The 24813-nt window shown below is 32.9% G+C and carries 19 protein-coding genes and 1 other RNA gene; 10 read left to right on the top strand and 10 right to left on the bottom strand.

Features of this window, described 5'->3' with window-relative positions; translation table 11 throughout:
• Positions 1-14: 14 nt before the first annotated feature.
• On the bottom strand, positions 15-512 hold the full coding sequence (locus EV143_RS11515; RefSeq protein WP_133508089.1) for a hypothetical protein: 498 nt from the start codon (positions 510-512) through the stop codon (positions 15-17).
• A 159-nt stretch (positions 513-671) separates the two neighbouring features.
• A complete protein-coding gene (locus tag EV143_RS11510; RefSeq protein WP_133508088.1) occupies positions 672-1496 on the bottom strand; it encodes a UDP-2,3-diacylglucosamine diphosphatase in 825 nt (274 codons plus the stop codon).
• A gap of 188 nt (positions 1497-1684) precedes the next feature.
• On the opposite strand from EV143_RS11510, the gene aroC reads away from it, so the two are divergent.
• The 3 genes from aroC (at position 1685) to EV143_RS11495 (ending at position 6528) form a co-directional block, all read left to right on the top strand.
• Complete coding sequence (aroC, locus tag EV143_RS11505) at positions 1685-2743, top strand: chorismate synthase (protein ID WP_133508087.1); 1059 nt, start codon at positions 1685-1687, stop codon at positions 2741-2743.
• A gap of 52 nt (positions 2744-2795) precedes the next feature.
• Positions 2796-4085 carry a dicarboxylate/amino acid:cation symporter gene (locus EV143_RS11500; protein ID WP_133508086.1) on the top strand — a complete coding sequence of 430 codons (1290 nt, stop codon included), beginning with the start codon at positions 2796-2798 and terminating at the stop codon, positions 4083-4085.
• A 259-nt stretch (positions 4086-4344) separates the two neighbouring features.
• Positions 4345-6528 (top strand): response regulator, encoded by a 2184-nt coding sequence (locus EV143_RS11495; protein WP_133508085.1) that lies wholly within the window; start codon positions 4345-4347, stop codon positions 6526-6528.
• Here EV143_RS11495 and EV143_RS11490 read toward each other — a convergent pair.
• Entirely contained in the window at positions 6525-7775 is a 1251-nt protein-coding gene (locus EV143_RS11490; RefSeq protein ID WP_133508084.1) for a DEAD/DEAH box helicase, read from the bottom strand. The genes EV143_RS11495 and EV143_RS11490 overlap by 4 nt on opposite strands.
• 129 nt (positions 7776-7904) lie before the next feature.
• Entirely contained in the window at positions 7905-8948 is a 1044-nt protein-coding gene (locus EV143_RS11485; protein ID WP_133508083.1) for a formimidoylglutamase, read from the bottom strand.
• A 97-nt stretch (positions 8949-9045) separates the two neighbouring features.
• Between EV143_RS11485 and EV143_RS11480 the strand changes: the two genes are divergently transcribed.
• Positions 9046-9924 carry a hypothetical protein gene (locus tag EV143_RS11480; RefSeq protein ID WP_133508082.1) on the top strand — a complete coding sequence of 293 codons (879 nt, stop codon included), beginning with the start codon at positions 9046-9048 and terminating at the stop codon, positions 9922-9924.
• 54 nt (positions 9925-9978) lie between these two features.
• Here EV143_RS11480 and hutI read toward each other — a convergent pair whose 3' ends face one another.
• Positions 9979-11217, bottom strand: coding sequence for an imidazolonepropionase (gene hutI, locus EV143_RS11475; RefSeq protein WP_133508081.1), 1239 nt, complete (start codon positions 11215-11217; stop codon positions 9979-9981).
• A 92-nt stretch (positions 11218-11309) separates the two neighbouring features.
• A complete protein-coding gene (locus EV143_RS11470; protein WP_133508080.1) occupies positions 11310-12359 on the bottom strand; it encodes a glutaminyl-peptide cyclotransferase in 1050 nt (349 codons plus the stop codon).
• An 88-nt stretch (positions 12360-12447) separates the two neighbouring features.
• Here EV143_RS11470 and ffs point away from each other — a divergent pair.
• Together ffs and EV143_RS11460 are read left to right on the top strand one after the other, a co-directional pair.
• Positions 12448-12545, top strand: an RNA gene (ffs, locus tag EV143_RS11465) — signal recognition particle sRNA small type.
• A gap of 170 nt (positions 12546-12715) precedes the next feature.
• Positions 12716-13519: an SDR family oxidoreductase gene (locus EV143_RS11460; RefSeq protein WP_133508079.1), complete on the top strand. Its 804-nt coding sequence runs from the start codon at positions 12716-12718 to the stop codon at positions 13517-13519.
• A gap of 27 nt (positions 13520-13546) precedes the next feature.
• Here EV143_RS11460 and EV143_RS11455 read toward each other — a convergent pair whose 3' ends face one another.
• Positions 13547-14863 (bottom strand): GAF domain-containing sensor histidine kinase, encoded by a 1317-nt coding sequence (locus EV143_RS11455; protein ID WP_133508078.1) that lies wholly within the window; start codon positions 14861-14863, stop codon positions 13547-13549.
• Between the two features lie 197 nt (positions 14864-15060).
• On the opposite strand from EV143_RS11455, the gene fsa reads away from it, so the two are divergent.
• Both fsa and EV143_RS11445 read left to right on the top strand, forming a co-directional pair.
• Entirely contained in the window at positions 15061-15717 is a 657-nt protein-coding gene (fsa, locus tag EV143_RS11450; RefSeq protein WP_059115118.1) for a fructose-6-phosphate aldolase, read from the top strand.
• 87 nt (positions 15718-15804) lie between these two features.
• The gene (locus EV143_RS11445) at positions 15805-16299 is read left to right on the top strand and encodes a hypothetical protein (protein WP_133508077.1); all 495 of its coding nucleotides are present in this window, start codon (positions 15805-15807) and stop codon (positions 16297-16299) included.
• Between the two features lie 84 nt (positions 16300-16383).
• Here EV143_RS11445 and EV143_RS11440 read toward each other — a convergent pair whose 3' ends face one another.
• From EV143_RS11440 to EV143_RS11430, 3 genes are all read right to left on the bottom strand, one after another.
• Positions 16384-17838 carry an MFS transporter gene (locus tag EV143_RS11440; protein ID WP_133508076.1) on the bottom strand — a complete coding sequence of 485 codons (1455 nt, stop codon included), beginning with the start codon at positions 17836-17838 and terminating at the stop codon, positions 16384-16386.
• A 178-nt stretch (positions 17839-18016) separates the two neighbouring features.
• On the bottom strand, positions 18017-18718 hold the full coding sequence (locus tag EV143_RS11435) for a LytR/AlgR family response regulator transcription factor (RefSeq protein ID WP_133508075.1): 702 nt from the start codon (positions 18716-18718) through the stop codon (positions 18017-18019).
• A complete protein-coding gene (locus EV143_RS11430) occupies positions 18708-19760 on the bottom strand; it encodes a sensor histidine kinase (RefSeq protein ID WP_133508074.1) in 1053 nt (350 codons plus the stop codon). The genes EV143_RS11435 and EV143_RS11430 overlap by 11 nt, the downstream gene beginning before the upstream one ends.
• 269 nt (positions 19761-20029) lie before the next feature.
• On the opposite strand from EV143_RS11430, the gene EV143_RS11425 reads away from it, so the two are divergent.
• Together EV143_RS11425 and EV143_RS11420 are read left to right on the top strand one after the other, a co-directional pair.
• Entirely contained in the window at positions 20030-23218 is a 3189-nt protein-coding gene (locus EV143_RS11425) for a SusC/RagA family TonB-linked outer membrane protein (RefSeq protein WP_166638143.1), read from the top strand.
• A gap of 11 nt (positions 23219-23229) precedes the next feature.
• Positions 23230-24750: a SusD/RagB family nutrient-binding outer membrane lipoprotein gene (locus EV143_RS11420; protein ID WP_133508072.1), complete on the top strand. Its 1521-nt coding sequence runs from the start codon at positions 23230-23232 to the stop codon at positions 24748-24750.
• Positions 24751-24813: the final 63 nt, after the last annotated feature.

Genomic DNA, 24813 nt, shown 5'->3' with positions numbered 1-24813 from the left:
TTTATTTGATATTTTTAGAATTTGAATTTCACTCCCAAACCTACATCAAATCCGAAGTTGTCATCATTATAATATCCTGAACCAATTTCTGGTCTTGCATCTAATGATAATAAGATTGGCACATTGTCAAAACCATATTCGATACCAATATCACCGGCTGCAAAAACATACACACCATTATGATCGTAATCGTTGTTATTGTAATAATGATTGTCATCCCAGGCAGCTAAACCACCACCTACACCAGCGTACCAATTAAAACCACCATCAATGTTCCAAACCCATTGATAAAGTGCAACTCCTTTAATAGCATCAATATCATCACTGTTTCTCCATCCTAAATCGAACTCAAGTCTGTTATTTTTTGATAAACCTCTTTGGTACGAAATCTCTCCTCCAAATCCGTTGTTATCTCCAAGTCTTAGACCTAATGCATTTTTTGCAATTTCTTGTGATTGAGCCGTAAATGCTAAACCAATTAGCATAAGCGCAGATAAAATAATCTTTTTCATAAAAGTGGTATTAATTTTTTTCAAACTTACAATTACTGTAAAAGTGAAAACGTATAAAATTATTTTAAATTGTTATATAATTCACATTTAAAACTATTCTACACCATGTTCAGAGAAAGATTTCACTATAAAACATGCAAATTAATATTTTATCGAAACTTACTTTTGCTTTATGATTGAAGTGATTAAGTGATTGGTCAGAATGTCTTCCATTTCAAAAAGATTTTCTTCCTCAGTAAAATTAGATTGAGAATAAGAGAATAATTTCCAACGCTTTTTATGGTATTCTAAAGCCGTTAAGTTTTCGATCCAGTCGCCGGAATTTAGATATAAAGTAGATCCGTGTTTATTTTCTTTAGTAATAATTTTTGGTTCATGAATATGCCCGCAAATTACATAATCATAATTTTTTTCGATAGCCAAATCTGTAGCTGTAGTTTCGAAATCTGAGATAAATTTTACCGCCTTTTTTACACTTGCCTTTATTTTTTTAGAGAAAGAATAAGGTTCTCTACCCAGTTTAGATAAAAGCCAGTTGATAAAACGGTTTATAAGAATTAGGTAATCATATCCTAAACCACCTAATTTTGCAATCCATTTTGAATGTTGTACAGAAGCATCAAAAACATCTCCATGAAAAATCCAGGCTTTTTTGCCGTCCAGTTCTAAAAGTAATTTATCGACCAAGGCGAAATTCCCCATATTCATGTCGCTGAATTTGCGCAGAATTTCATCATGATTTCCGGTAATGTAATACACTTTTGTGCCCTTAGAAGCCATTCCGATAATTTTTTGAATAACTCTTAAATGCGCTTTCGGAAAGTAGGATTTTCTAAATTGCCAGGCATCAATGATATCGCCGTTTAAGACTAATGTTTTTGGTTTTATGCTTGACAGATAGTTGTTTAGCTCTTTAGCGTGGCTGCCGTAAGTACCTAAATGGACATCTGAAATAATGACCAATTCGACATTTCTCTTTTTCAATTTTTATTATTTTGAAGTTTAACAAATAAAAGGAAATTGCGCTCGATTTGTTTTATCAAAAGGTTATCAATTTGGCTTCAATTTTAATAAATTACGATTTTTAAAGTGTTTAATGTTTACTTAATAATACCAACTTTAAATTTTTTAATTTAATTCATAAAACTTACATTTGCTCAAAACAAATTACAATGGCAGGAAATAGCTACGGCACACTATATAAAGTTACTACATTTGGAGAATCGCACGGAGAAGCTTTAGGCGGAATTATCGACGGTTGTCCATCAGGAATACAACTTGATTTAGAAGCAATTGAAGTTGAAATGGCAAGAAGAAAACCAGGACAGTCAGCAATTGTAACCCAACGTAAAGAACCGGATGCGGTTCAGTTTTTATCAGGAATATTTGAAGGTAAAACCACAGGAACACCAATAGGTTTTATTATCCCGAATACCAATCAAAAATCAGACGATTACTCGCATATAAAAGACAATTACAGACCAAGTCATGCTGATTATGTATACGATCAGAAATACGGTTTTCGCGATTATCGCGGTGGCGGAAGAAGTTCGGCAAGAGAAACAGCGAGTAGAGTAGTAGCAGGTGCAATTGCGAAGCAAATGTTACCTGAAATTAAAATTAATGCATACGTTTCATCTGTTGGTCCAATTCATTTAGATACACCGTATCAGGATTTGGATTTTTCTAAAATAGAAAGCAATCCGGTTCGTTGTCCTGACGAGAAATCAGCAGCAATTATGGAAGAATATATTCGTGATATTCGCAAACAGGGCGATACTGTTGGTGGAATTGTTTCATGCGTTATTCAAAATGTTCCGGTTGGTTTAGGAGAACCTGTATTTGATAAATTGCATGCCGAATTAGGAAAAGCAATGCTTTCTATTAATGCAGTAAAAGGTTTTGAATTCGGAAGCGGATTTTCAGGATCAGAAATGAAAGGAAGCGAACACAACGATTTATATAATCCTGACGGAACTACAAAAACAAATCTTTCAGGGGGAATTCAGGGTGGAATTAGTAACGGAATGGATATTTATTTCAGAGTTGCTTTTAAACCCGTTGCTACCATTATGCAAACTCAGGATTCACTTGATAATAAAGGAAATATTACACCAATGACCGGAAAAGGACGTCATGACCCGTGTGTAGTACCTCGCGGAGTGCCAATTGTAGAAGCAATGGCCGCGATTGTTTTGGCTGATTTTTACTTAATCAACAAAACATATTAATAAATTAAAGACAGTGAGGGTCTTAATATTTTAATTTAAAACAAACAAATTAATGCAAGTTACAGAAACCAAAAAGAAATCATTTTTTTCAGGATTAACCGGGCAAATTATAATTGCAATGATACTTGGAGCAACTCTGGGAATTATTATTCATAATTCAATTTCACAGGAAGCAGCGGTATCATTTAGTAATAAAATAAAAATGCTGGCTACTATCTTTATCAGATTAGTGCAAATGATTATCGCTCCTTTAGTATTTACCACTCTTGTAGTAGGAATTGCAAAGTTGGGCGATATAAAAACGGTTGGAAGAGTTGGAGGAAAAGCACTTGGCTGGTTTTTTACAGCTTCTTTTATATCCTTATTGATTGGATTATTTTATGTGAATATTTTAGAACCGGGAGTAGGTTTAAAATTAGATCACGTTGATATGAATGCAGCTTCTGAGGTTACTGCTAAAACAAAAATATTATCTGTTGAGAATTTTGTAGAGCATATTGTTCCTAAAAGTATTTTTGAAGCAATGGCAACCAATGAGATTTTACAAATTGTAATATTTTCTATCTTTTTCGGATTAGCAGCAGCTTCTTTAGGAAGCACTGTAAAACCAATCATAAATGCTTTTGATAAAGCTTCGCATATTGTTTTAAAAATGGTAAATTATGTAATGAACTTTGCTCCAATTGGGGTTTTTGGTGCTATTGCAGGAGTATTTGCCATAAGAGATGCAGAGGAATTAATAATTACCTATTTTAAATTCTTCGGATCATTTTTAGTAGGAATCGGTACATTATGGGTTGTCTTGGTTGCCGTAGGTTATATTTTCTTAAAAGGAAGAATGACTGAATTATTGAGACGTATTGTAGGTCCGCTAGCCATTGCTTTTGGAACCACAAGCAGTGAGGCTGTTTTTCCTAAATTAACAGAAGAATTAGAAGATTTTGGAGTTAAAGATAAAATTGTTGCCTTCATGTTACCGCTAGGATATTCGTTTAACCTTGACGGAAGTATGATGTACATGACTTTTGCCAGTATTTTTATTGCTCAGTTTTATGGAGTTCATTTAGATTTGGGAACACAAATGGCAATGCTTTTGGTTTTAATGCTTACCAGTAAAGGAATTGCGGGTGTGCCAAGAGCGAGTTTGGTTATCGTTGCAGCTACATGTGGTATGTTTAAAATTCCGATTGAAGGAATTGCATTGATTCTGCCAATAGATCACTTTTGTGACATGTTTAGAAGTGCAACCAATGTTTTAGGAAATGCCTTAGCAACTTCAGTAGTTGGAAAATGGGAAAGTGATAAAGAACAATCAGATATTATTGCTGAAAATAATATCTAAGAAAAAAATAGCCTTAAAAAAAAGCCGTAATGAATATCTCATTACGGCTTTTTAATATCCTGATTTTGTTTGGTTTTAGATTAAAATACCACTAAAATAACGTTCTAAATGTGTTGTCTTTGTTAATGTTTTAAACTTTATTTTTGTTAGTTTTTCAAAATTCGAATGATTAAAATATTGATTATTGAATGCTTACATTATACTCTTGCCTATAGTTTTATATTAAAGATGTATATTTGAATAAACATACTTCCAAATTATGCCCTTTAATAGATTTTGTTTTTTAGCTTTTATTTTTCTAAACCTATTTTGTCTTGAGCTGCCAGCCCAGACCAATAGTGTAACGATTGGAAAAATTGAAGCTTTAACCAAACAGGCTTGTGATTATTTAGATGAGACGAATTACGAAAAATCTTTAGAAAAATCCGGAATTGCCCTTCAATACGCATTTGATCTAAAAAATGACACTTTAATTTCCAGAAACTATAACATAATTGGTATCAACTTTCACGATTTAGGCGAAGTTGATAAAGCTGTATTTTTTTATAAGAAAGCATTATTCTATGCTGAACGATCTAATATTGTGAGTTTAAGAATGATGATAACGAGCAATTTGGGTAACTTATATTTTTTTGAAAAGAAAATGTACAGTAAAGGAATTGCATATTATAAAGAGTCATTAAAATTTGGAGAACAAGAAAAATATCTCAAAGAAGTTGCTATAACAAACCTCAATATAGTTTGGTCGTATTTTAAGATTGGAAACTATAATGAAGGATTACCTTACTTGCATTACATCAATAAACATCAAAATGATTTAGAAGGAAAATCGAACGATGTTGCTTTAAATTTTTTAAACGGAATGTATTGGGCGAATGAAAATAATAATGATAAGGCAAATAAATATTTTTTAAAAGCTGTTTCTTATAATGCTAAAGACGATAAGCCGGATTTATCTTATGCACACTTAGAATATTCAAAATTCCTGACCAAAATTGGAAAACATAAAGAAGCCTATACACATTTAGAAGCTTATAACGAGATAACAGAACAAATCTACAATGATGAAAAACTTAAAAAAGCAACTAATGCCGGTTTTAATCTTGAGTTAGACGAATATAAAAGACAGATCGAAAAAATTGAAAACGAAAAAATTTCACAATACCAAAGTCTAAAAAAATCAAGAATTATTGTTATTCTTTTCATCATAATTTCCTTCATTCTGCTTTTGTTAATTATTACTTTGATAAAGAATATCAGATTTAAGAAAAAACTCAATTTAGAACTTTTACAGGCAAAAGAAATCGCAGAAGAAGCTTCATTATTAAAAACACAATTTATTTCGACCATAAGCCACGAACTGCGTACTCCCTTGTATGGCGTTGTCGGGATAACAAATATGCTGCTCGAAGAGCACAAAGAATTATCAAACAGTCAGCATTTGAGTTCTTTAAAGTTTTCTGCCAGATATTTATTGTCTTTGGTAAATGATATTTTGCAAATCAATAAAATAGAAGAAAATAAAGTTGTCCTGGAAAATTTGACATTCAATATTTCTGATGAAATTTCAATGATTAAAAATTCCCTTTCTTTTTTATCCCAAAAAAATAACAATGTAATTTCGATTTTTATTGATCCCAATATTCCCGAATATTTAATAGGCGATAAATTAAGACTGGCTCAGATTCTTATGAATTTAGTGAGTAATGCTTTGAAATTTACAAAAAACGGACAAGTCGAAATCATCGTTAATCTGGAGAATATTCAGGGAAAATTTTATTATTTAGAATTTCAGGTAAAAGATAATGGTGTTGGAATTGCAACTGTAGATCAAAGTAAAATTTTCGAAAAATTTGTGCAGGTCGGCCGAAAAGATGAAGATTATCAAGGAACAGGTTTAGGTTTGAGTATTGTAAAAAGGTTATTAGGACTTTTTGGAACCGATATTCTTCTGCAAAGTAATATAGGCGAAGGAACCTCTTTTTCATTTACCATTCCTTTTGAATGTGACCTCGCTAAAACAAAAATAATTATTGATGAGATTCAGGTTGATCTGACTTCTTCTGAAATATATAAAATTTTAATTGTTGAAGATAATGTCATTAATCAATTGGTAACCAGAAAAATTATCGAAAAAAATAATTACCTCTGTACAGTGGTTGATGATGGTTTTGCAGCCATACAAATACTCGAAAACGAAGATTTTGACCTTGTTTTAATGGATATTAATATGCCTTTAATGAATGGATTTGAAACTACCAAAAGAATCCGTCAGTTAGGTATAAAAACGCCTATTGTAGCTTTGACCGCTTTTGATAAAGATGAAATAACAGATGAAGCCATTTCGTCAGGAATGAATGATATTATTATAAAACCATTTGAGCCTGTCAAATTATTTAAGATTATAAATTACTTAATATACGAAACAAAAAACGTTGGTTAATACCAACGTTTTTTATTTTGCTTAGAAGCATTTGATTTTCTCGATTTATGAGCGCCTCCGCTTCGGTTAGAATTTTTAGGTTTTTCTGCCGTTGCTTCCGGACCTCCAGAATGCCATTGATACGGATGATCTGTTACGATTTTAACATCAACTTTTATCAATTTCTGAATGTCTTTCCAGTAAGGCTCTTCATCTTTACTGCAAAAAGAAATTGCAACTCCGCCATTTCCTGCACGACCGGTTCTACCAATTCGGTGAACGTATGTTTCAGGAATATTTGGCAAATCAAAATTGATTACAAACGGTAATTGGTCAATATCAATTCCTCTTGCTGCAATATCTGTCGCTACAAGAACACCAACTTCTTTATTTTTAAAAGCATCTAAAACACGTTGTCTCGCATTTTGAGATTTATCGCCGTGAATAGCTTCTGCAGGAATATCTTTTTTGCGCAATGCTTTTACAACATTGTCAGCTCCGTGTTTGGTTCTAGAAAAAACCAAAACATTAGATAAATCTTCATTTTTTATTAAGTGATAAAGCAAATTTCTTTTCTCTGTTTTCTCCACAAAATAAACACGTTGCTCTACATTTTCAGCAGTTGATGAAACCGGAGAAACTTCTACTTTTGCAGGATCCTGCAAAAACATCTCGGCTAATTCGCGAATTGCAATTGGCATTGTAGCAGAGAATAATAAGGTCTGACGGTTTTTAGGAGTCAGTTTTACGATCTTTTTTACATCGTTTATAAAACCCATATCCAACATCTGATCTGCTTCATCCAGCACTAAAGTGTGTAAATGATCTAAATCAAGAAAACCTTGTTTTTGTAAATCAAGCAATCGTCCCGGAGTAGCAACTAAAATATCAACACCTTTTTTTAAAGTGTCAACTTGCGGGTTTTGAGAAACTCCACCAAAAATAGTCAATTGCGTTAAATTGGTATATTTAGCATAAGTGTCAAAACTTTGTCCAATCTGAACTGCTAATTCACGTGTTGGCGTAACAATAAGAGCACGAATTACTTTGGCTTTTTTTGTAGAACCAACAATTCGGTGTAACTGATGTATAATTGGAATGGCAAATGCTGCCGTTTTTCCTGTTCCTGTTTGTGCACAGCCAATAAGGTCTCTTCCGGCCAAAACGATCGGAATAGATTGTTCCTGAATAGGTGTAGGGTTTAAATAGCCTTCTTCAAATACGGCTTTTTGTATACTTTTTGAAAGTGATAAATCTTCGAATAACATATCTTATTTATTAAGAAATCTAGTTTTAAGTACTAAAATTCTGTGCAAAGATAGCTTTATTCAGCCAATCGTTTATTTGAATCGGGTTTTATTTGGTAAAAGACTTATTATTAAGTGGTTATGAATGTCTTAAAATAAACTTTTTTCGTTGTTGGCTTTAATGAAATCTGTTATTAAATAACCAATTAATTTCCCAATTAAATGATTGTTTGGCGATTGGTCCAAATCTGGTGCGCCTTCGCAAATATGCAGATAAGTAGCATTTCTGTGTTCCCCGAAAAAAGATACAAACTGACGCAATTCTTCAATCGAAAATCCGCTGATTGTCATGGCGCTGCTTGCAATATTAGGAATAGCATCCAGATCGATTTCTATACCAAAAGAGTCTGTTTTTATAAACTCTAAAGCCAAAGCCATTTCCTGATTAAAATCTTTTTCTTTTCGAATATTCACACTATCGTAAGTGTTATATCGAACGCGGTCTTCTAATTTTTTAATAATATCAAGAACACTTTTTGAAGTATAATTTTCATGTAAACCAAAAATGAAATATTTTTTAAGAAAACCTTCTTCATAAGCATACGAAAATCCATTTCCGCTATGACGGCCTTCGAGAATTCTAAAATCTGAATGCGCATCAAAATTAATGGCATTTACTGGTTTTCCCTTGGCTAAAGCCGAACCTTTTATATTTCCGTAAGCATTATTATGGCCTCCACCAATAATAATGGGTGTTTTCCCTGCTTTGATAATCGTAAAAATAATATGAGAAACCTCTTTATCTATTTTTTCAACCAGCTGACTCAATTTAGACCGGTCATCAATATCATTAAAATCTAGATATTCAACCTCTCTCATTTCCTGAGAAACATCAATATGTCCCAAAACGATAATCTGGCTCCCTTTAGCAAAACGATTATGCTGTATGTTAGCAATGCTTTTTATAGCACTTTCCCACGCAGATGCCGTTCCGGGTCTGCCATAATTAGCACGTACACCAATATCTTCCGGAATTCCCAGTAATACATATTTAGCTTCGCTTTCTCTCAAAAAGTCGACTTTGTCAATTCCTTTCGGAATTATGATCATTTTTTCGCCGAATTTTATTTCACCACTTCGATGATTTGTGACTTTTGCTAAATCATTAATAGTAAAAGGGATTAATTTCTCCATAAAAAAAAAATATTGTCCAAAAATAATATAATTACACTAAGTTACGTTATTAAGATATATTAATTCTTAAATTTGTTTTTAAAGAAAATTATTAAATATGGAAAACCCAAAGAACAACAACTCAAGTCTAAAGGCGGTAATCGCTGTTTTAGCAGTCCTACTAATTGGTAGTTTAGTGTACATTTTTAAATTATCGTCTGATACTGACGTAGTTAAAACAGAACTAACTTCAACTCTAACAGAGAAAGAATCTGTTATGAAAGATTTGCAAGAATTAAAAGCAACTTACGATGCTGCAATTGCAGAAAACACTTCAATGTCTGATGAATTAATTCAGGAGAGAGACAAAGTAGTAGCTTTGATGGATGATTTAAATAAATCTAAAGGAGATGTATCTAAATACAGAAATCAAGTGCAAGGGATGCAAACTAAAATGAAAACTCTAGTTGCTGAAAACGATGAATTGAAAAAACAAAATGGTGTTTTAACAGTTCAGAGAGATAGTACTATTGTGGTTTTAGGAGAATCTAAAAAATTCAACGAAGTATTAGTTGGTCAAAACGAAGAATTGGCTAAAACTGTTGAAAAAGGTTCTAAATTATCAGTTTTAAACACAAAAACTGCAGCTTACAAAATGAAAAGCTCAGGAAAACAAATTGAAACAGATAAAGCAAGCCGTGCAGATGTTTTAAAAGTAAGTTTTACAATTGCTGAAAATTCAATTGCTAAATCTGGAGATAAAACGTACTACGTACAAGTTATCGATGCTAAAAACAATGTTTTAGGAGATAAAAAAACAGAAAGTTTTGGTGATAATACTTTAACTTACAGCTTTAAAACAACTGTACAATACGAAAACAAAACAGTAAATGTTTCTGAAGATTTACCAGGTAAAGATTTCGTAAAAGGTACTTACTTCATTAATGTATTTGACAATGATGAGTTAGTTTCTAAAACTAGTTTTTCTTTAAGATAATAAGAGACATCTAAAATACCACAAAAAAAGAGGAGCCTAAAACTCCTCTTTTTTTTATGCTAAAATTTTACCTTCGACAAAAACACTTTCAATCAAATTGCTTCCAAAAGCGTAAGGAATCTGATAATAAGATGAAATGGGTTTTGTCAGGATTAAATTTGCTTTCTTTCCTTTAGTAATACTTCCGTGGGTTTCTGAAATCCCCATCGCATAGGCGCCGTTTATAGTGGCTGCGTTTATGGCTTCTTCAGGTGTCATTTTCATTTTGATGCAAGCTGTTGCCACAACAAAGTTCATATTTCCGGATGGAGTAGAACCAGGATTAAAATCTGTTGCCAAAGCAAGCGGTAAGCCTGCTTTTATCATTTCGCGCGCAGGCGTATACGGAATACTTAAAAAATAAGAACAGGACGGCAAAGCAACAGGCATTGTTTCTGTACCTTTTAAAGCTTCAATGTCTTCCGGGTTCATAACTTCGAGATGATCGACAGAAAGTGCTTTAAATTTGACTCCGGCCTGAATTCCTCCAATAGAATTAAATTGATTGACATGAATTTTTGGCTTTAAGCCGAATTCAATTCCTGCCTGCATAATTTTCTCTGTTTCTTCAACAGAAAAATAACCGGTTTCGCAAAACACATCGATATAATCAGCGAGTTTATTTTGAGCAATTTCAGGCAGCATTTTAGTTATAATTTCTTCAATATAACCCGCCTTGTTTTCTTTAAAATGTAATGGAAAAGCATGTGCGCCCAGAAAAGTTGCTTTTATTGAAATGGGATAATGATCTGCCAGCTTTTTGATAACACGAAGCATTTTAAGTTCTCCTTCAATCGTTAAGCCGTAACCGGATTTTATTTCAACAGCTCCTGTTCCTAAATGCATTACTTCTTCCAATCGAAGTTTCGATTGCTCATAGATTTCTTCTTCAGAAGTTTCGTTGAGTTTTTTAGCCGAATTTAAAATTCCACCACCGCGATTTGCGATTTCCTCATATGAAAATCCGTTGATTCTGTCTACAAATTCCTGTTCGCGATTTCCTGCATACACAATATGTGTGTGGCTGTCGCACCATGAAGGCAAAACGATTCGGCCAGTTGCGTCGATAATTTTATCTGCTTTAATTTCAGGAAGATTTTCCATCGGTCCAAAATCTGCAATTATGTTATCATTTAAAATTAAGAAAGCATTTTTAATAGTAGGTAGAACAGCCATTTCGGCTCCAGAAACTTTTGATACAGCAGTTTCACGAACCTGAAGCAGTTCTTTTATATTTTGAATTAAAGTAATCATTATATAGCTTTTATTATAAAACACAAATTTCACAAATTAGCACGAATTGATTTGTGATAATTTGTGAAATTCGTTTGTATTAATATATAATCCTATTCTGAAACGGTTATTTCGAACATTTTTTCCCAATATTTACCTGTAACAAAAATAGTTTTGGTTTTTGGGTTGTAGGCAATTCCGTTTAAAACTTCAGCTTCCGGATGTTTTATGAATTTACGTAAACCGGACATGTTTAGAATTCCTTCAACAGCCCCCGAAATTGGATTTACAACTGCAATCGCATCTTTTTGCCAAACATTTACATAGAATTTTCCGTTAATGTATTCCAGTTCATTGATCGCTTTTATTTTTGAAGTTCCCGAATAAACATTAATATAATCAATCAATTTTTGGGTCTCCGGTTCCATTTTCCAGATTTTTTCTGTTCCGTCAGAACGATAGATATATTTTCCGTCATTTGTCATTCCCCAACCTTCAATTTCTTTGTCGTATTTAAAAGTTTTTTCCAGTTTCAAAGTTTTAGCATCATAGATAAAACCTGTTTTTTCCTGCCATGTTAATTGAAATAATTTTCCATTAAGAAAAGTAATTCCTTCACCAAAATATTCTTTTCCAAGATCAACTTGTTTAATTACTTTTCCGGTTTTATAATCGACAGATCTAAAATAAGAATCTCCTTTTTGACCTGTACTTTCGAATAAAACGTCATCATGAAATTCTAAACCTTCGGTAAAAGCTTTTGTATCGTGAGGATATGTATTTACAATTTTGTAACTCAATAATTTTGGTTCAACATTCGAAACTAATTCGATTCTTTTAGTAGCGTCAGATGAATCACTTCCAAAATAAACGGTAGCTTTTAGATATTGATAACCTAGTTTTTGATCTTTTAACTCAAATTTAAATTTCTCAGACCCTTTTTTACTTCCCACTTTTTTGTCGTTTACGAAGTAGGCAATGCTATCAACTTCTTTCGAATTTGGGTTTAAAATACCTATAGAAACTGCTTCCTGTGACAAAAAATGTGCAGGAAAAGCCGAATCATCGATGGTAAATAAAGAATTTTCACCTTTTTTTGTATCTCCACATCCAATTAATGTGATTCCTAATAAAATGACAGTTAGGAAGTTATATTTTTTCATAGTTAAAAATTTGAATAAGCCAATATACGACGATATTTTTATAGCAACAAAGCTCTTGCAAAAATATAAAAAGATTGTATATTTGCACCGGCAAGTCCTACACGACCAGCTCCTGCAGACTCCCCCAGGATGGGAACATAGCAAGGGTACGTGGTTGAGCGGTGCGATGTAGGTCGCTTGCCATTTTTTATTTTTTAGAATTTACACAAAACTAGTCTTCCTTATGGAGGATTTTTTTATTTTTACCCCTGTCGGAAGTAGAATTTATGTAAGAGGTGAGAAGTTTTACCTAAAGCATCAAATCTAATTTATAGACAATCACATTTAACTTATAACATTTAACATCTAACTTAGAAATGAGTAAAGTCGTTTTAATTACCGGAGGATCTTCAGGGATCGGAAAATCTATTGGAGAATTTTTGCATCAAAAAGGTTTTGTAGTTTACGGAACAAGCCGAAATCCTGAAAAAGTATTAAATTCTATTTTTCCACTTGTGGCTTTAGATGTTAGAAATACTGAATCAATTCAATCTGCTGTAGCAAAAATTATAGCAACATCAGGACGATTAGATGTTGTGATTAATAATGCGGGAGTTGGAATTACCGGACCTTTAGAAGAAATTCCGACGGAAGAAATCAAAAACAACTTCGAAACCAACTTTTTTGGACCCATTGAGGTTATGAAAGCCGTTTTGCCACAAATGCGTGAACAAAAATCAGGTTTAATTATCAATATTACTTCGATTGCCGGTTATATGGGATTGCCTTACAGAAGCGTTTATTCTGCATCAAAAGGAGCTTTAGAATTAATTACCGAAGCTTTAAGAATGGAAGTAAAGTCATTTGGAATCGAAATCACAAATGTTGCTCCAGGCGATTTTGCCACTAATATTGCTTCAGGACGTTATCATGCGCCTGTTATTCCGGGATCTGCTTACGAAAAAGTTTACGGAAATGTATTGGCAACAATGAACGAACATGTTGATGCAGGAAGCAATCCAAACGAAATGGCAGAAGCAGTTTATAAAATCATGCAACAAAAAAGCCCAAAAGTGCATTATAAAGTGGGTGTTTTTATGCAGAAGTTTTCAATTGTTTTAAAGCGTGCACTACCAGATAAGGTTTATGAGAAAATGTTAATGAATCACTATAAATTGTAATAAAGCATATCGGAGCAATTTTTGAAATTATTCCATTGGAATAAAAATATCAAATTTTGCTCCTTCATTCAAAACGCCTTCTGCTTTGATGAAACCTTTGTGGTTTTCTACAATTCGTTTTACAATTGTAAGTCCAATTCCGGTACTTTTGGTGGGTTTTGTATGCAAAGCCTGAAAGAGACCAAATATTTTTTCATTGTGAGACTGGTCAAATCCAATACCATTATCAGCCACGGTTATTTTGCAATATTGTGTATTTGGTAAAAGTTGGTCATAGCTCAATTCAGCACTATTTACAATCTTCGAAGTTATAGAAATGATTAGCTTTTTATCTGGAATCGAGAATTTTAGCGAATTACTTATCAGGTTGTATAATAATTGTCTGAACTGAAATTCGATTACATGCAGCATGCCTAAATTTTCTATTTCAAAGGCTACATTTTTATTTTCTACTTCTTCCGTAAGATCTTCAATTACATCATTTGCGATAGAAGTAAGGTCTTTTAACTCAAATTTTCGTTCGTCAAATTTAGTTTTAGAATAGATAAGAAGATCATTTATTAAATTTTGCATTCTATATGCAGAAGTTCGGATTTTATCAAATGCCATTATGCCTTTTTCCGATAGATTTTTGGCTTCGTCACGTTCGATAATATCTGTAAAAAGCTGAATTTTTCTTAAAGGTTCCTGAAGATCGTGGCTTGAAATATAATTGAAAGCTTCAAGTTCATCATTCATTTTTTCAAGAGAAATGTTTTTTTCTATCAGTTTTTTTTCAATATTTATTTTTAGTTTTTCAACCTCTAATTTTTCAACTTCTGTTTTAGCAAGAAGATTACTCTTTTGTTCTAAAGATGTTTTGCTTTCAATTTCTTTTTCAATAGCAGTTAGGTGAAACGATATTAACTCGGCAAATAAACTAAACATTTCACGAACTTTGAATGTGTTTAAACTATTTGGTTTAGGATCTATAGCGCATAATGTACCGAAAAAACTTCCGTCGACGCGCATAATAGGCATCGAAATGTAACTTTGAAAATGATACATTGCCGGTGTGTGATGATTTCGGTATTCATCATCTTTATTGACATCATCGATTATTACGGCTCTGTAGTTTTTGCGTATATCATCGCAAATTGTTGTTTTTACCTGTAGTTCATCTGTAGGTTTTAAACCGAATTCTACATTATCCAAAACACTACAAGTGATCCATCTGTCTTCAGTAACTCTCGCTACTGCTACAAAACCCATTCCGGTAGTTTGGGAGATTACATCCAGTAATTTTGGAACAATTGATATATTTTGAATATTGGTAACGTCTTGTTGAAAATTTTGTTCTAACACTTTGGGGGATATTTTATTTTTTAAAATTACAAATTTTTTGCTAAAGGTTTTGTTGATTTTAGTAATGAAATTTTATAATTATTTTTGACATTTTAATTTTTGAAAATTATAAGTTGTAATTTTGCACCGAAATTTACGTGAGGGATTGCTTTACGTAAAATTTATTTTTGAAACCAACACAATTAAATAGATATAATATGAAATTTTTTATTGACACAGCTAATTTAGCTCAGATTAAAGAAGCACAGGCTTTAGGTGTTTTAGATGGTGTAACGACTAACCCGTCTTTGATGGCGAAAGAAGGTATTACCGGAAAAAACAATATCTTAAAGCATTATGTGGACATTTGCAACCTTGTTGACGGTGATGTAAGTGCTGAAGTAAATGCGCTGGATTATGACGGAATGATCAAAGAAGGTGAAGAATTGGCTGAATTGCATGATCAGATCGTAGTAAAATTGCCAATGACAAAAGAAGGTGTTATGGCTGCGAAATATTTCTCTGATAAAGGAATTAAAACAAATGTTACACTTGTATTTTCTGTAGGTCAGGCATTATTGGCTGCAAAAGCGGGAGCAACTTATGTTTCTCCGTTTATTGGTCGTTTAGATGATGTTTCTACTGATGGTTTAAACTTAATTCAGGAAATTAGAGAAGTTTACGATAACTACGGTTACGAAACTCAAATTTTAGCAGCTTCTGTACGTCACACCATGCATATTGTAAACTGTGCTAAAATTGGTGCTGATGTTATGACCGGACCACTTTCTGCAATTTATGGTTTGTTGAAACACCCATTAACAGATATCGGATTGGCTCAGTTTGTTGCTGATTTCGAAAAAGGAAATAAGTAAAATACTTAAACACAATATATTAATCGTCATTTTTATCAGAAAATGGCGATTTTTTTTTACTTTTATATGTCTCAAAACGAAGCACATATGAAAAAAGTAATTGTAATCGTAGTATTTTTAGTGGCTGGTTTAAATGCAAATGCACAGGCCAAAGTTTTAAAAAGTGTTAATGAAGCTGGCGATGTCGCCACTTTTGAATTAGATTGTACTGTAAAATTTCAGACGCTGGCAAAAGGTTTACGTTATAATTTTACACGTCATGAATTTAAAGGTCCGGAAATGAAAAATTCATACCGACTATTATTAGTTATGGATGGTTTTTATTCTAAAACCTTAAATGATCACATGACGATTTCCGCAGTATTAGAGGATGGAACCGTTATCGAAGCCAGACAAATAGTCGAAGATGATGGTTATTTTGATGGAGCTTGTACTTTAAGAATAAAAAACCCGAAAGCGCTTGAAGATGCAAATATCGACAAGGTTATTGTGCATGCAGATAAAGATGTTGTTTACGACATATCTGATAAAAATAAAGCTATATTCAAGAAGAACATACAGGCAGTTTTAACTGCTAAGTAAAATTTAAAAAGCCAATAAAAAAAATCCCAAATTCCAATTTACATATTGGGATTTGGGATTTTTTAATTATTTTTTTATTCAGTTTTAGTGACCTCCTGAAAGTTTTTTGTCAAAGCTAATTCCTTGTTTTCTAAGAATTCCGCTTACGCTCCAAGCATAAAATGCAAGATAAGCAAAACATAAAACTCCAACTAAATAACTAGCGTGAATACCAATATGCTCAGAAATAAAACCTTGTAACCAGCTCACAACTCCACCACCCATAATCATCATGATTAAGAAGCTGCTTCCCTGACTTGTATTTTTTCCTAATCCGCTTACCGCTAATGTAAAAATACAAGGCCAAAGTGTACTACAGAATAAGCCAACACTTGTAAAAGCATAAATACTCACAATACCATTAGTTGACATTCCAACAGCTAAAGCAACAATTCCTAGTATAGAGAATATAAGCAACATTCTTGCAGGATTTCCTTTGCTCGCAATATCTGCAGCAATTAACACCAAGATAATTAAACCGTATACATAAAATGGAGTTAAATCGTGTTTTGCAATTGCATTTACCGCTAAGAATACTCCAAAAGCTAAATACGGTGCAACGAAACGTAATATTTGTTGTAAGCTTGCTTTTTCTGTAAAAGCTTCAATAGCTCCTGTCCAGCGGCCGATCATTAAACTCGCCCAGTAAAGAGAAATATAAGGAGAAATTTCTTGTAAAGTGTAGATAAGACCAGTTTTCGCGTTTATAATAGATTCCATGTAAGCAGGTAAATTACTTGCTGTAGAAACTTCAACACCAACGTAAAGGAAGATAGCGATCATTCCCATTACTAATTGTGGATATTGCAATGCAGATTTTTTTGCAGTTGTACCGTCTGCTGCAATTTCTTCTTCGATTAAAGCCGGTCTGTCCGGTAAAGAAGAGAATTTTAATAAAATAGCAACTAATAAAAACGCTAAACCTAATATTAAATAAGGAATTTTAACGCTTTCGATACTTAGAGTAGAAGCTCCAGTACTTGATCCGAAAATAGCAAAAGTTACAATTAACGGTCCGATTGTAGTTCCTAAATTGTTGATTCCTCCCGCTAAAGTTAAACGTTGAGATCCAGTTTTAATTGGTCCAAGTGCAATTGCTAAAGGATTTGCAACCGTTTGTTGTAATGAAAAACCAAGTGCAACGATGAATAAACCTGACAACATTAAAGGAAATGAGCCTGTATTTGCAGCAGGATAAAACAATAATGTTCCAAGTGCAGAAATAAGCAAACCTAATGACAGACCATTTTTGTAGCCAATTTTATTCACTAAATCTTCTTTGATTAAAACGGAAATTCCCATATAAATCAGCGATCCTACTGTATAAGCAATATAAAAAGCTAATGATACTAATTGACTTTCTCCTTGTGACAGATTAAAAGCTGTTTTAAAAACAGGAATTAAGATATCATTGCTGGCAGCAACAAAGCCCCAAAAGAAGAATACGATAACTAAGGGAATAAACTGGCCCCATTTGGTTTGTACATTTTCTGAACTCATAATTTTAATAAGGTTAATTTTTTATTTTATTGTTTTTTGAAGACCGTAAATATATTTGTTAACTATATTAAAAAAAAATAAAATGGCACAAATAATGTTAAAATTAAACCAACGGCATCATTTTTTCAACAATGTGTTAATTTTTACCGAGTTAGAAAACGAAAAATGGAAATGTATTTTATTCAAGAATTTTGTTTTTTACATCTTTACTGTAATTTCTACCAATAGGAATGGTGTAAGATTGTATTTGAATTCGGTTTCCTTCTATAGATTTTACTTTATTGAGCGCAATAACGTAGGATTTATGAATTCTCAGGAAACGATCTGCCGGTAATTCTTCAGATAAAGAAGTTAAGGATTTGTGTGTAATGTAGGTTTTATCGGGAGTGACAACCTTAATGTATTCCTTCATTCCCTCTACAAATAAGATTTCTTCAATATTAATTTTCATCATTTTTTTATCTACTTTAATAAAAATATGAGAATCGCCTTTTGTGGTTTCTACTTTAATATTGTTTTTTAAATTGTATTCGGTTGTGATTTTATTAATGCATTTTATAAATCTTGGAAGCGGAATAGGTTTTACTAAATAATCCAAAACATCCAGATCATAACTTTCGGCAGCAAATTCTCTAAAAGCAGTTGTTATGATGACTTTAGTTTTGTTTTCGATTAAACTAATCAATTCAAATCCCGTCATCATAGGCATATTGATGTCCAGAAAGACAGCGTCAACAGGCGTACTGTTTATAAAATCAAGTGCTTCAAGAGAATTATTGAACGTACCAATAACCTCAAAATCTGTAAAATTGTTGAAATAATTTTGCAAGACCTTGATAGCTAAAGGCTCATCATCAATCAGTACGCATTTAATTTTCATTATGAATTGGTATTTGCAAACGGATTATATAGTAATTTAATTTAGTTTTATGTTTTAGGCTGAAATTGTTTTTATAGATTAATTTCAATCTTTTTTTGGTATTGACCAAACCAATACCACTTTTTGGATTAAGACTTTGTGAAATTACAAAATTATTTAGGATTTCAAAATCTAACAATTTATTGTCTATAACTTTACAGTTGATTTTAATTTTTAAATTCGGATTATTTAAACCACCATGTTTAAAAGCATTTTCCACCAATGAAATAAAAATTAACGGAGGAACGACAACATCTTCAATGTCAGACTCAAGGTTAACGGTAACTTCTACATTTTCAAAGCGTAACTTCTCAATTTCAATATAATTCTGAATGTAATCTATTTCTTTTATCAGAGGTACAAATTTGGTTCCTTTTACATCGTATAAAACGTACTCCATTAAATTTGACAATTTAATAATTACATCCGGAACCTTATTTGAAGATTCTAATGATAACGCGTACAGATTGTTTAAAGTATTGAAGAAAAAATGCGGCTGAATTTGATTTTCAAGATATTTTAATTTGATTTTAAACTGATTTTCTCTTAACGATCTGTTTCTTTCGCGTTCTCGCAGCCAGGTCAAAGTAAGGTAAACAGAAGAAGCCATTGCTAAAACATAAAGCTCTCCAATACAAACCGCTACGATATGATTAATTTCAAAAGGATGATATTCTCTATTTGCTTCTGGCCAAATATTTTCAGAAATAATATAATAAGTAAGCGCGGTTTTTAGTAAATAAATTCCAAACAAACTCAACAGCAAAGCAAATGTATATTGAATGTATTTCTGTTTTAAAACAAATTTGGGAACAAGTACAAAAAGATTGAAATACACTAACGGAATGTGTAACGAAAATTCAATCAGATTCGATTTAAATGAATAAGGATAATCATTAAAGTAAGCTCCCCATCTTAGAAAATTAAGAGTAAAATAGCTTCCCCAAAACCAAATGTGATTTTGAAGTTTGATGTCAAATTTTAATTTTTGAATTTCGTTCAATTTTAGATTAGGGGTTTGTTGCTATTTATGCGCAAACATAAATATTCTGCAACTTTAAACAATTACTTGGTAAAACGCAATTCTTTTGAATAAAATTTTGAAAAAAAAGGCAAATCGTGTGTTATTTTTAGAATAGAACGTTTTCGTAAAACGTAATGTTGATTATTTTAAGTCGTTTGTGTAAGTATTTTAGCTGTTTGTTTAAAATATTTTATTTATGTTAATTTTAACAATAAATTTATCGCTTAACAACCAAAACCATGACTAAAATGAAGAAATTAATGTTAATTTTCATTGTTTTTTCTATTACGCAACTCACGTTTGCGCAAGTAAAAACAATAAAAGGTTTAGTGAGCGATCAAAAAGGATTGCCACTACCGGGTGTAACTGTTCTTATCCAGGGAACAGCAAAAGCAACCCAAACAGATTATGATGGAGTGTATTCAATTCAGGCATCTAAAGGTGATGTCCTTGTATTTTCATACATCGGAATTAAAACTCAAACGGTAACTGTTTCAGATTCACCTCAGGTAAATGTATCTTTAGTAGAAGATGCACAAAATTTAAGTGAAGTTGTCGTTACGGCATTGGGTATTAAAAGACAAAAGAAAGAACTGGGTTATGCCGTTCAGGACATTAAAGGCGATCAGTTAAATAAAGTGATTACAACAAATGTAGCGTCAGCACTTTCGGGTAAAATTGCCGGAGTTGATATTTCTATGCCAGCCACAGGAGCTGGAGGAAGTGCCAGAGTTATTATTAGGGGTATTTCGAGTATAGGTGAAAATAATCAACCGCTTTATATTGTAGATGGAGTTCCTATTGATAATACAGGTTTATCTAATGATAGTGCAGCAGCTAGTAAATGGTTTGATGGAAGAGATAACGGTGACGGAATTTCAAGTATTAACCCAAATGATATTGAGAGCCTTACAGTATTAAAAGGTGCAGCTGCATCAGCTTTATATGGTTCAAGAGCTTTAAACGGGGTAATTTTAATTACAACCAAAAAAGGAAGCAAAGGGAAATTGCAAGTAGAATTAACGAGCGGTGTTAGTTTTGATCACGTAAATGCGAAATATGATAATTTTCAAAGTGATTATGGTACGGGAGGTCACGGAATTTTGCCTGATCCTTCAAAAGCGCCTACTGAAATTTACGGATATACGACAGTTGCATGGGGACCTAAATTCTCAGATAACGTAGGAACACAGGTAAAAATATTTGATGGTTCTATGCGACCATACGCTAAGGTTGATAATAATATTCAGAGTTTTTTTAAGACCGGAGTTACAACAACAAACGGAATTGCACTTTCTGGCGGAAGTGAAAATGCATTCGTTCGTTTTGGATTTAATAATATGAAAAATGATGATGTTGTTCCCAATTCAGGATTAGAAAGAAATAATGCTACTTTAAATGCTACTTTAAAATCGGATAAATTTACTTTAGATGCTAATGTAAATTACATGATGGAAACTACAAATAATCGACCTGGCTTAGGTGATTCACCAAACAATGTTGGCTATTCTCTAAGTGGTCTCGCACCAAATATTGATCAGGCATGGTTGAAAAATTATAAAAATTCCGAGACAGAAGAAATATACAAATGGAATAGCAATATTTATCAATTGAATCCTTATTTAACAGTAAATGCAAACCACAACTCCTCTAAAAAAAATCGCTTTACGGGGAATGTTGCGGGAACATATCAGCTTGAAAAATGGGTTGGATTGACTTTTAGAACTGGTTTAGATACTTATGTTTTTGATTCTAAAGATTTCATGGTGCCAGGAAGTACATGGCCAGGAAGAGATATGGGTTATCTTGGATTGAATGATATCACTGTTTCTGAAATGAATACCGATGTTATTGCTACTTTTAGCGAGATTAAATTAGGTACTAATTTGACATTATCAGGGATTTTAGGAGCAAACAGAAGAGATTTTAGAAGATCAGAAAATTCGAGCCAGGGAACAAATATAATTCAGCCGGGAACAGAATTTATGAGTAATTTTTCAACTCAGACAATAAATGCACCAGTAGAAACAAGAACAAGAACAAATTCTGTTTACGGTTCTGCAAAGTTTGATTATAAAGGCTATTTATATGCTGAGTTTACAGGAAGAAACGATTGGTTTAGCGTTATTAATAATGATGCTTTTTATCCGGGAGCTTCTTTAGGTTTTATATTCTCAGATGCATTTAATATTCAGGGTGATACTTTTTCTTATGGAAAATTAAGAGCTTCCTGGGCAAAAGTTTCTAATGCTCCGGGAGCTTACAAAAATGCATTAAACTACACTACGTATTCTTCTTACGATGGACAAAGTGTGGTAAATGTTAAGAATACATCGGCACCAAATGCAAACTTGACTTTTCAATCAAAAACAGGAATCGAATTCGGATTAGAAACTGCTTTTTTTAAAAACAGATTAAAAGCCGATATAACAGTTTATCGTGAAGATACTGCAGATCAGACACTTGATTTGGCATCTTCTGCAACATCGGGATACGAATTCCTTTCTGTAAATGCCGGAGTACTGCGTAACGAAGGTATTGAGATATTTTTATCAGGTACACCAATCAAGACTAAAAATTTTGAATGGGGAATTGATTTGAACTTCTCTAAAAATAAAAATTCAATTCTTTCTTTACATCCGGATATTAATACCTATACTATTTCTGAGGCTCGCTGGGCCGGAGCTTCAATTGTAGCGCAGGTTGGCGGACAATACGGAACTATTATTGGAAAAGATTTTCAAAAAACACCTTCAGGAGAAATGATCGTAGGTGCAAATGGTATGCCTTTATATACAGATACAAAGGTTGCTTTAGGAAAAGGGCTTCCGGATTGGGCAGCTGGTTTAACCAATAGATTTTCTTATAAAGGAATTACACTTCAGTTTTTATTAGATATGAAATTTGGTATGGATGTGTATTCTATGACAAACTCTGTTGCGGCAACAAAAGGATTATTAGATATTACCACAGAAGGAAGAGATGCTTATATTGCTGCAAGAACACAAGCCGCTGCAAGTGATCCTAATTTCAATGCAGCAACCTGGGTTCCTACGGGTGGTTATATAGCAAATGGAGTAGTAAATACAGGAACAGCCGATAATCCTAATTATGTAAAAAATACAAAACCTGTAGATCCTCAGGAATATTGGAGAGATGTTACAGAAAATACTCCTGCACCGTTTATTTATGATGCTTCATATGTTAAACTAAGAGAGATAAGTTTAGGATATACTATTCCTAAAAGTGTTTTTAGCGGAGCAAAAATAAATTCAATCTATCTTTCTGTATTTGCAAGAAATCTATTGACATTCAATAAAGATTTACCAAACATTGATCCAGAGTCGATGTATACTTCAGGAAACGGACAAGGTTTTGAATATGGTTCATTACCATCAAGACAATCGTATGGTTTTAATATTAAAATTACATTCTAAAAAAGTAAATTATGAAAATCAAATATATAATAGCCATACTTGCAGTATTTACGGTAGTTGGCTGTACAGAAAATTTTGACGAACTGGAAAAAGATCCGGTGGCATTATCCGCAAACCCGGCAGGCCAGCTTACATTTACCCAATTGTGTATGTCTGGAGATGGATACTACCAACATAGAACTAATTTAATATATGCCGGAGGTTTTGTACAGCATTATGCTGGTTCGTGGGCAGTAACGCAATATGGTAATAAATTTATTAATTCTGAGGAATATGCAGTAGCTTTATGGAGAAACGTTTATGCCCATGAAATGAAAAGCATTGTAGATATTCTTGCTGTAACCGATAAAGATCCTTCAGCTGTAAACATGAATGCTGTTGCTAAAATTATGAAAGTCATGGTTGCACAGCGATTAACAGATATTTATGGAGATGTCCCTTATTCAGAAGCAGGTTTAGCTTTTTCTCAAGGAATTGTAACGCCTAAATATGATAAACAACAAGATATTTATGCCTCTTTCTTTAGAGAATTAGACGAAGCTTTTAATCAGTTAAATGCTGGAAAAGATTTGATAAAAGGAGATTTGTTTTATAAAGGAGATGTTTCGAAATGGAAAAAATTAGCCAATACCATGCGTTTGCGTGCGGCAATGAGAATTTCTGAAGTAAATCCTGCCGAAGCAGAAAAACAAGCAAAGGCAGCATTCCAAAATGGAGTTTTTGAAAGTAATGCTGATAACTGTATTATGCAGCATTTAGATTTTCCGTTTAGTGATGATCCTGCCAGGCTGGATTATAGAGGAAATGGATTGTCTTATGGTTTTATAGGAAATGAACAAGGAGATCATTTTAGTTCTTTATTGATAGATTTTTTAAGAGATAATGGCGATCCCAGATTAACTATGATTGCAACACCTAAAACAAGCAGCAGCGTGGTGCCATGGTCACCAATTCAACCGGGTGAAACATTATATGAAGGTGTTAAACCGGGAGTGTTTAGATGGGAGCTTGCCGGAGGATCAAATTCAGCCTCTGGTATACAGTCTTATTTAAAATTAAGAACTACTCCGTTTTTGCACGTAAGTTATTCAGAAACCCAATTGTTATTGGCAGAAGCAGCTGTTAGAGGCTGGGTGTCAGGTACTGCCGCAGATTATTATAAACAAGGAATTGCAGCAGGTATAAAACAAATGGAGATTTATGGAGCCGCACCTGCAACTCAGGCAAATATTGATACCTATGTAAATGCACATCCGTTAGTAGCAGGAACAGAGAAGGAGCAAATTGGTACGCAAATTTGGATTACTTATTTGTTTAATAGTATTGAAGCCTATTCAAACTGGAGAAGAACTGGCTATCCGCATTTAGTGCCAATTACAAATTCTGATTCCGGAACAGGCGGTGTTGTGCCAACACGTTTGTATTATCCTAGTGATGAATTGCAAAAAAATGAAAAAAATTATTTAGATGCAGTCTCCAGAATAGGAGGAAAAAATGACTGGCTAGGTAAAGTTTGGTGGGATGTAAACTAAAAAAATAAATCTCAAATATAATTTATGCCTAATAAGGTGTTATTTTCATTCTAATTAAAATTA

The sequence above is a fragment of the Flavobacterium chryseum genome (assembly GCF_004362015.1).
GTDB lineage: Bacteria > Bacteroidota > Bacteroidia > Flavobacteriales > Flavobacteriaceae > Flavobacterium.
The sequence above is the reverse complement of the archived record's forward strand: the minus strand, read 5'-3'. Positions and strand labels throughout refer to the sequence as shown.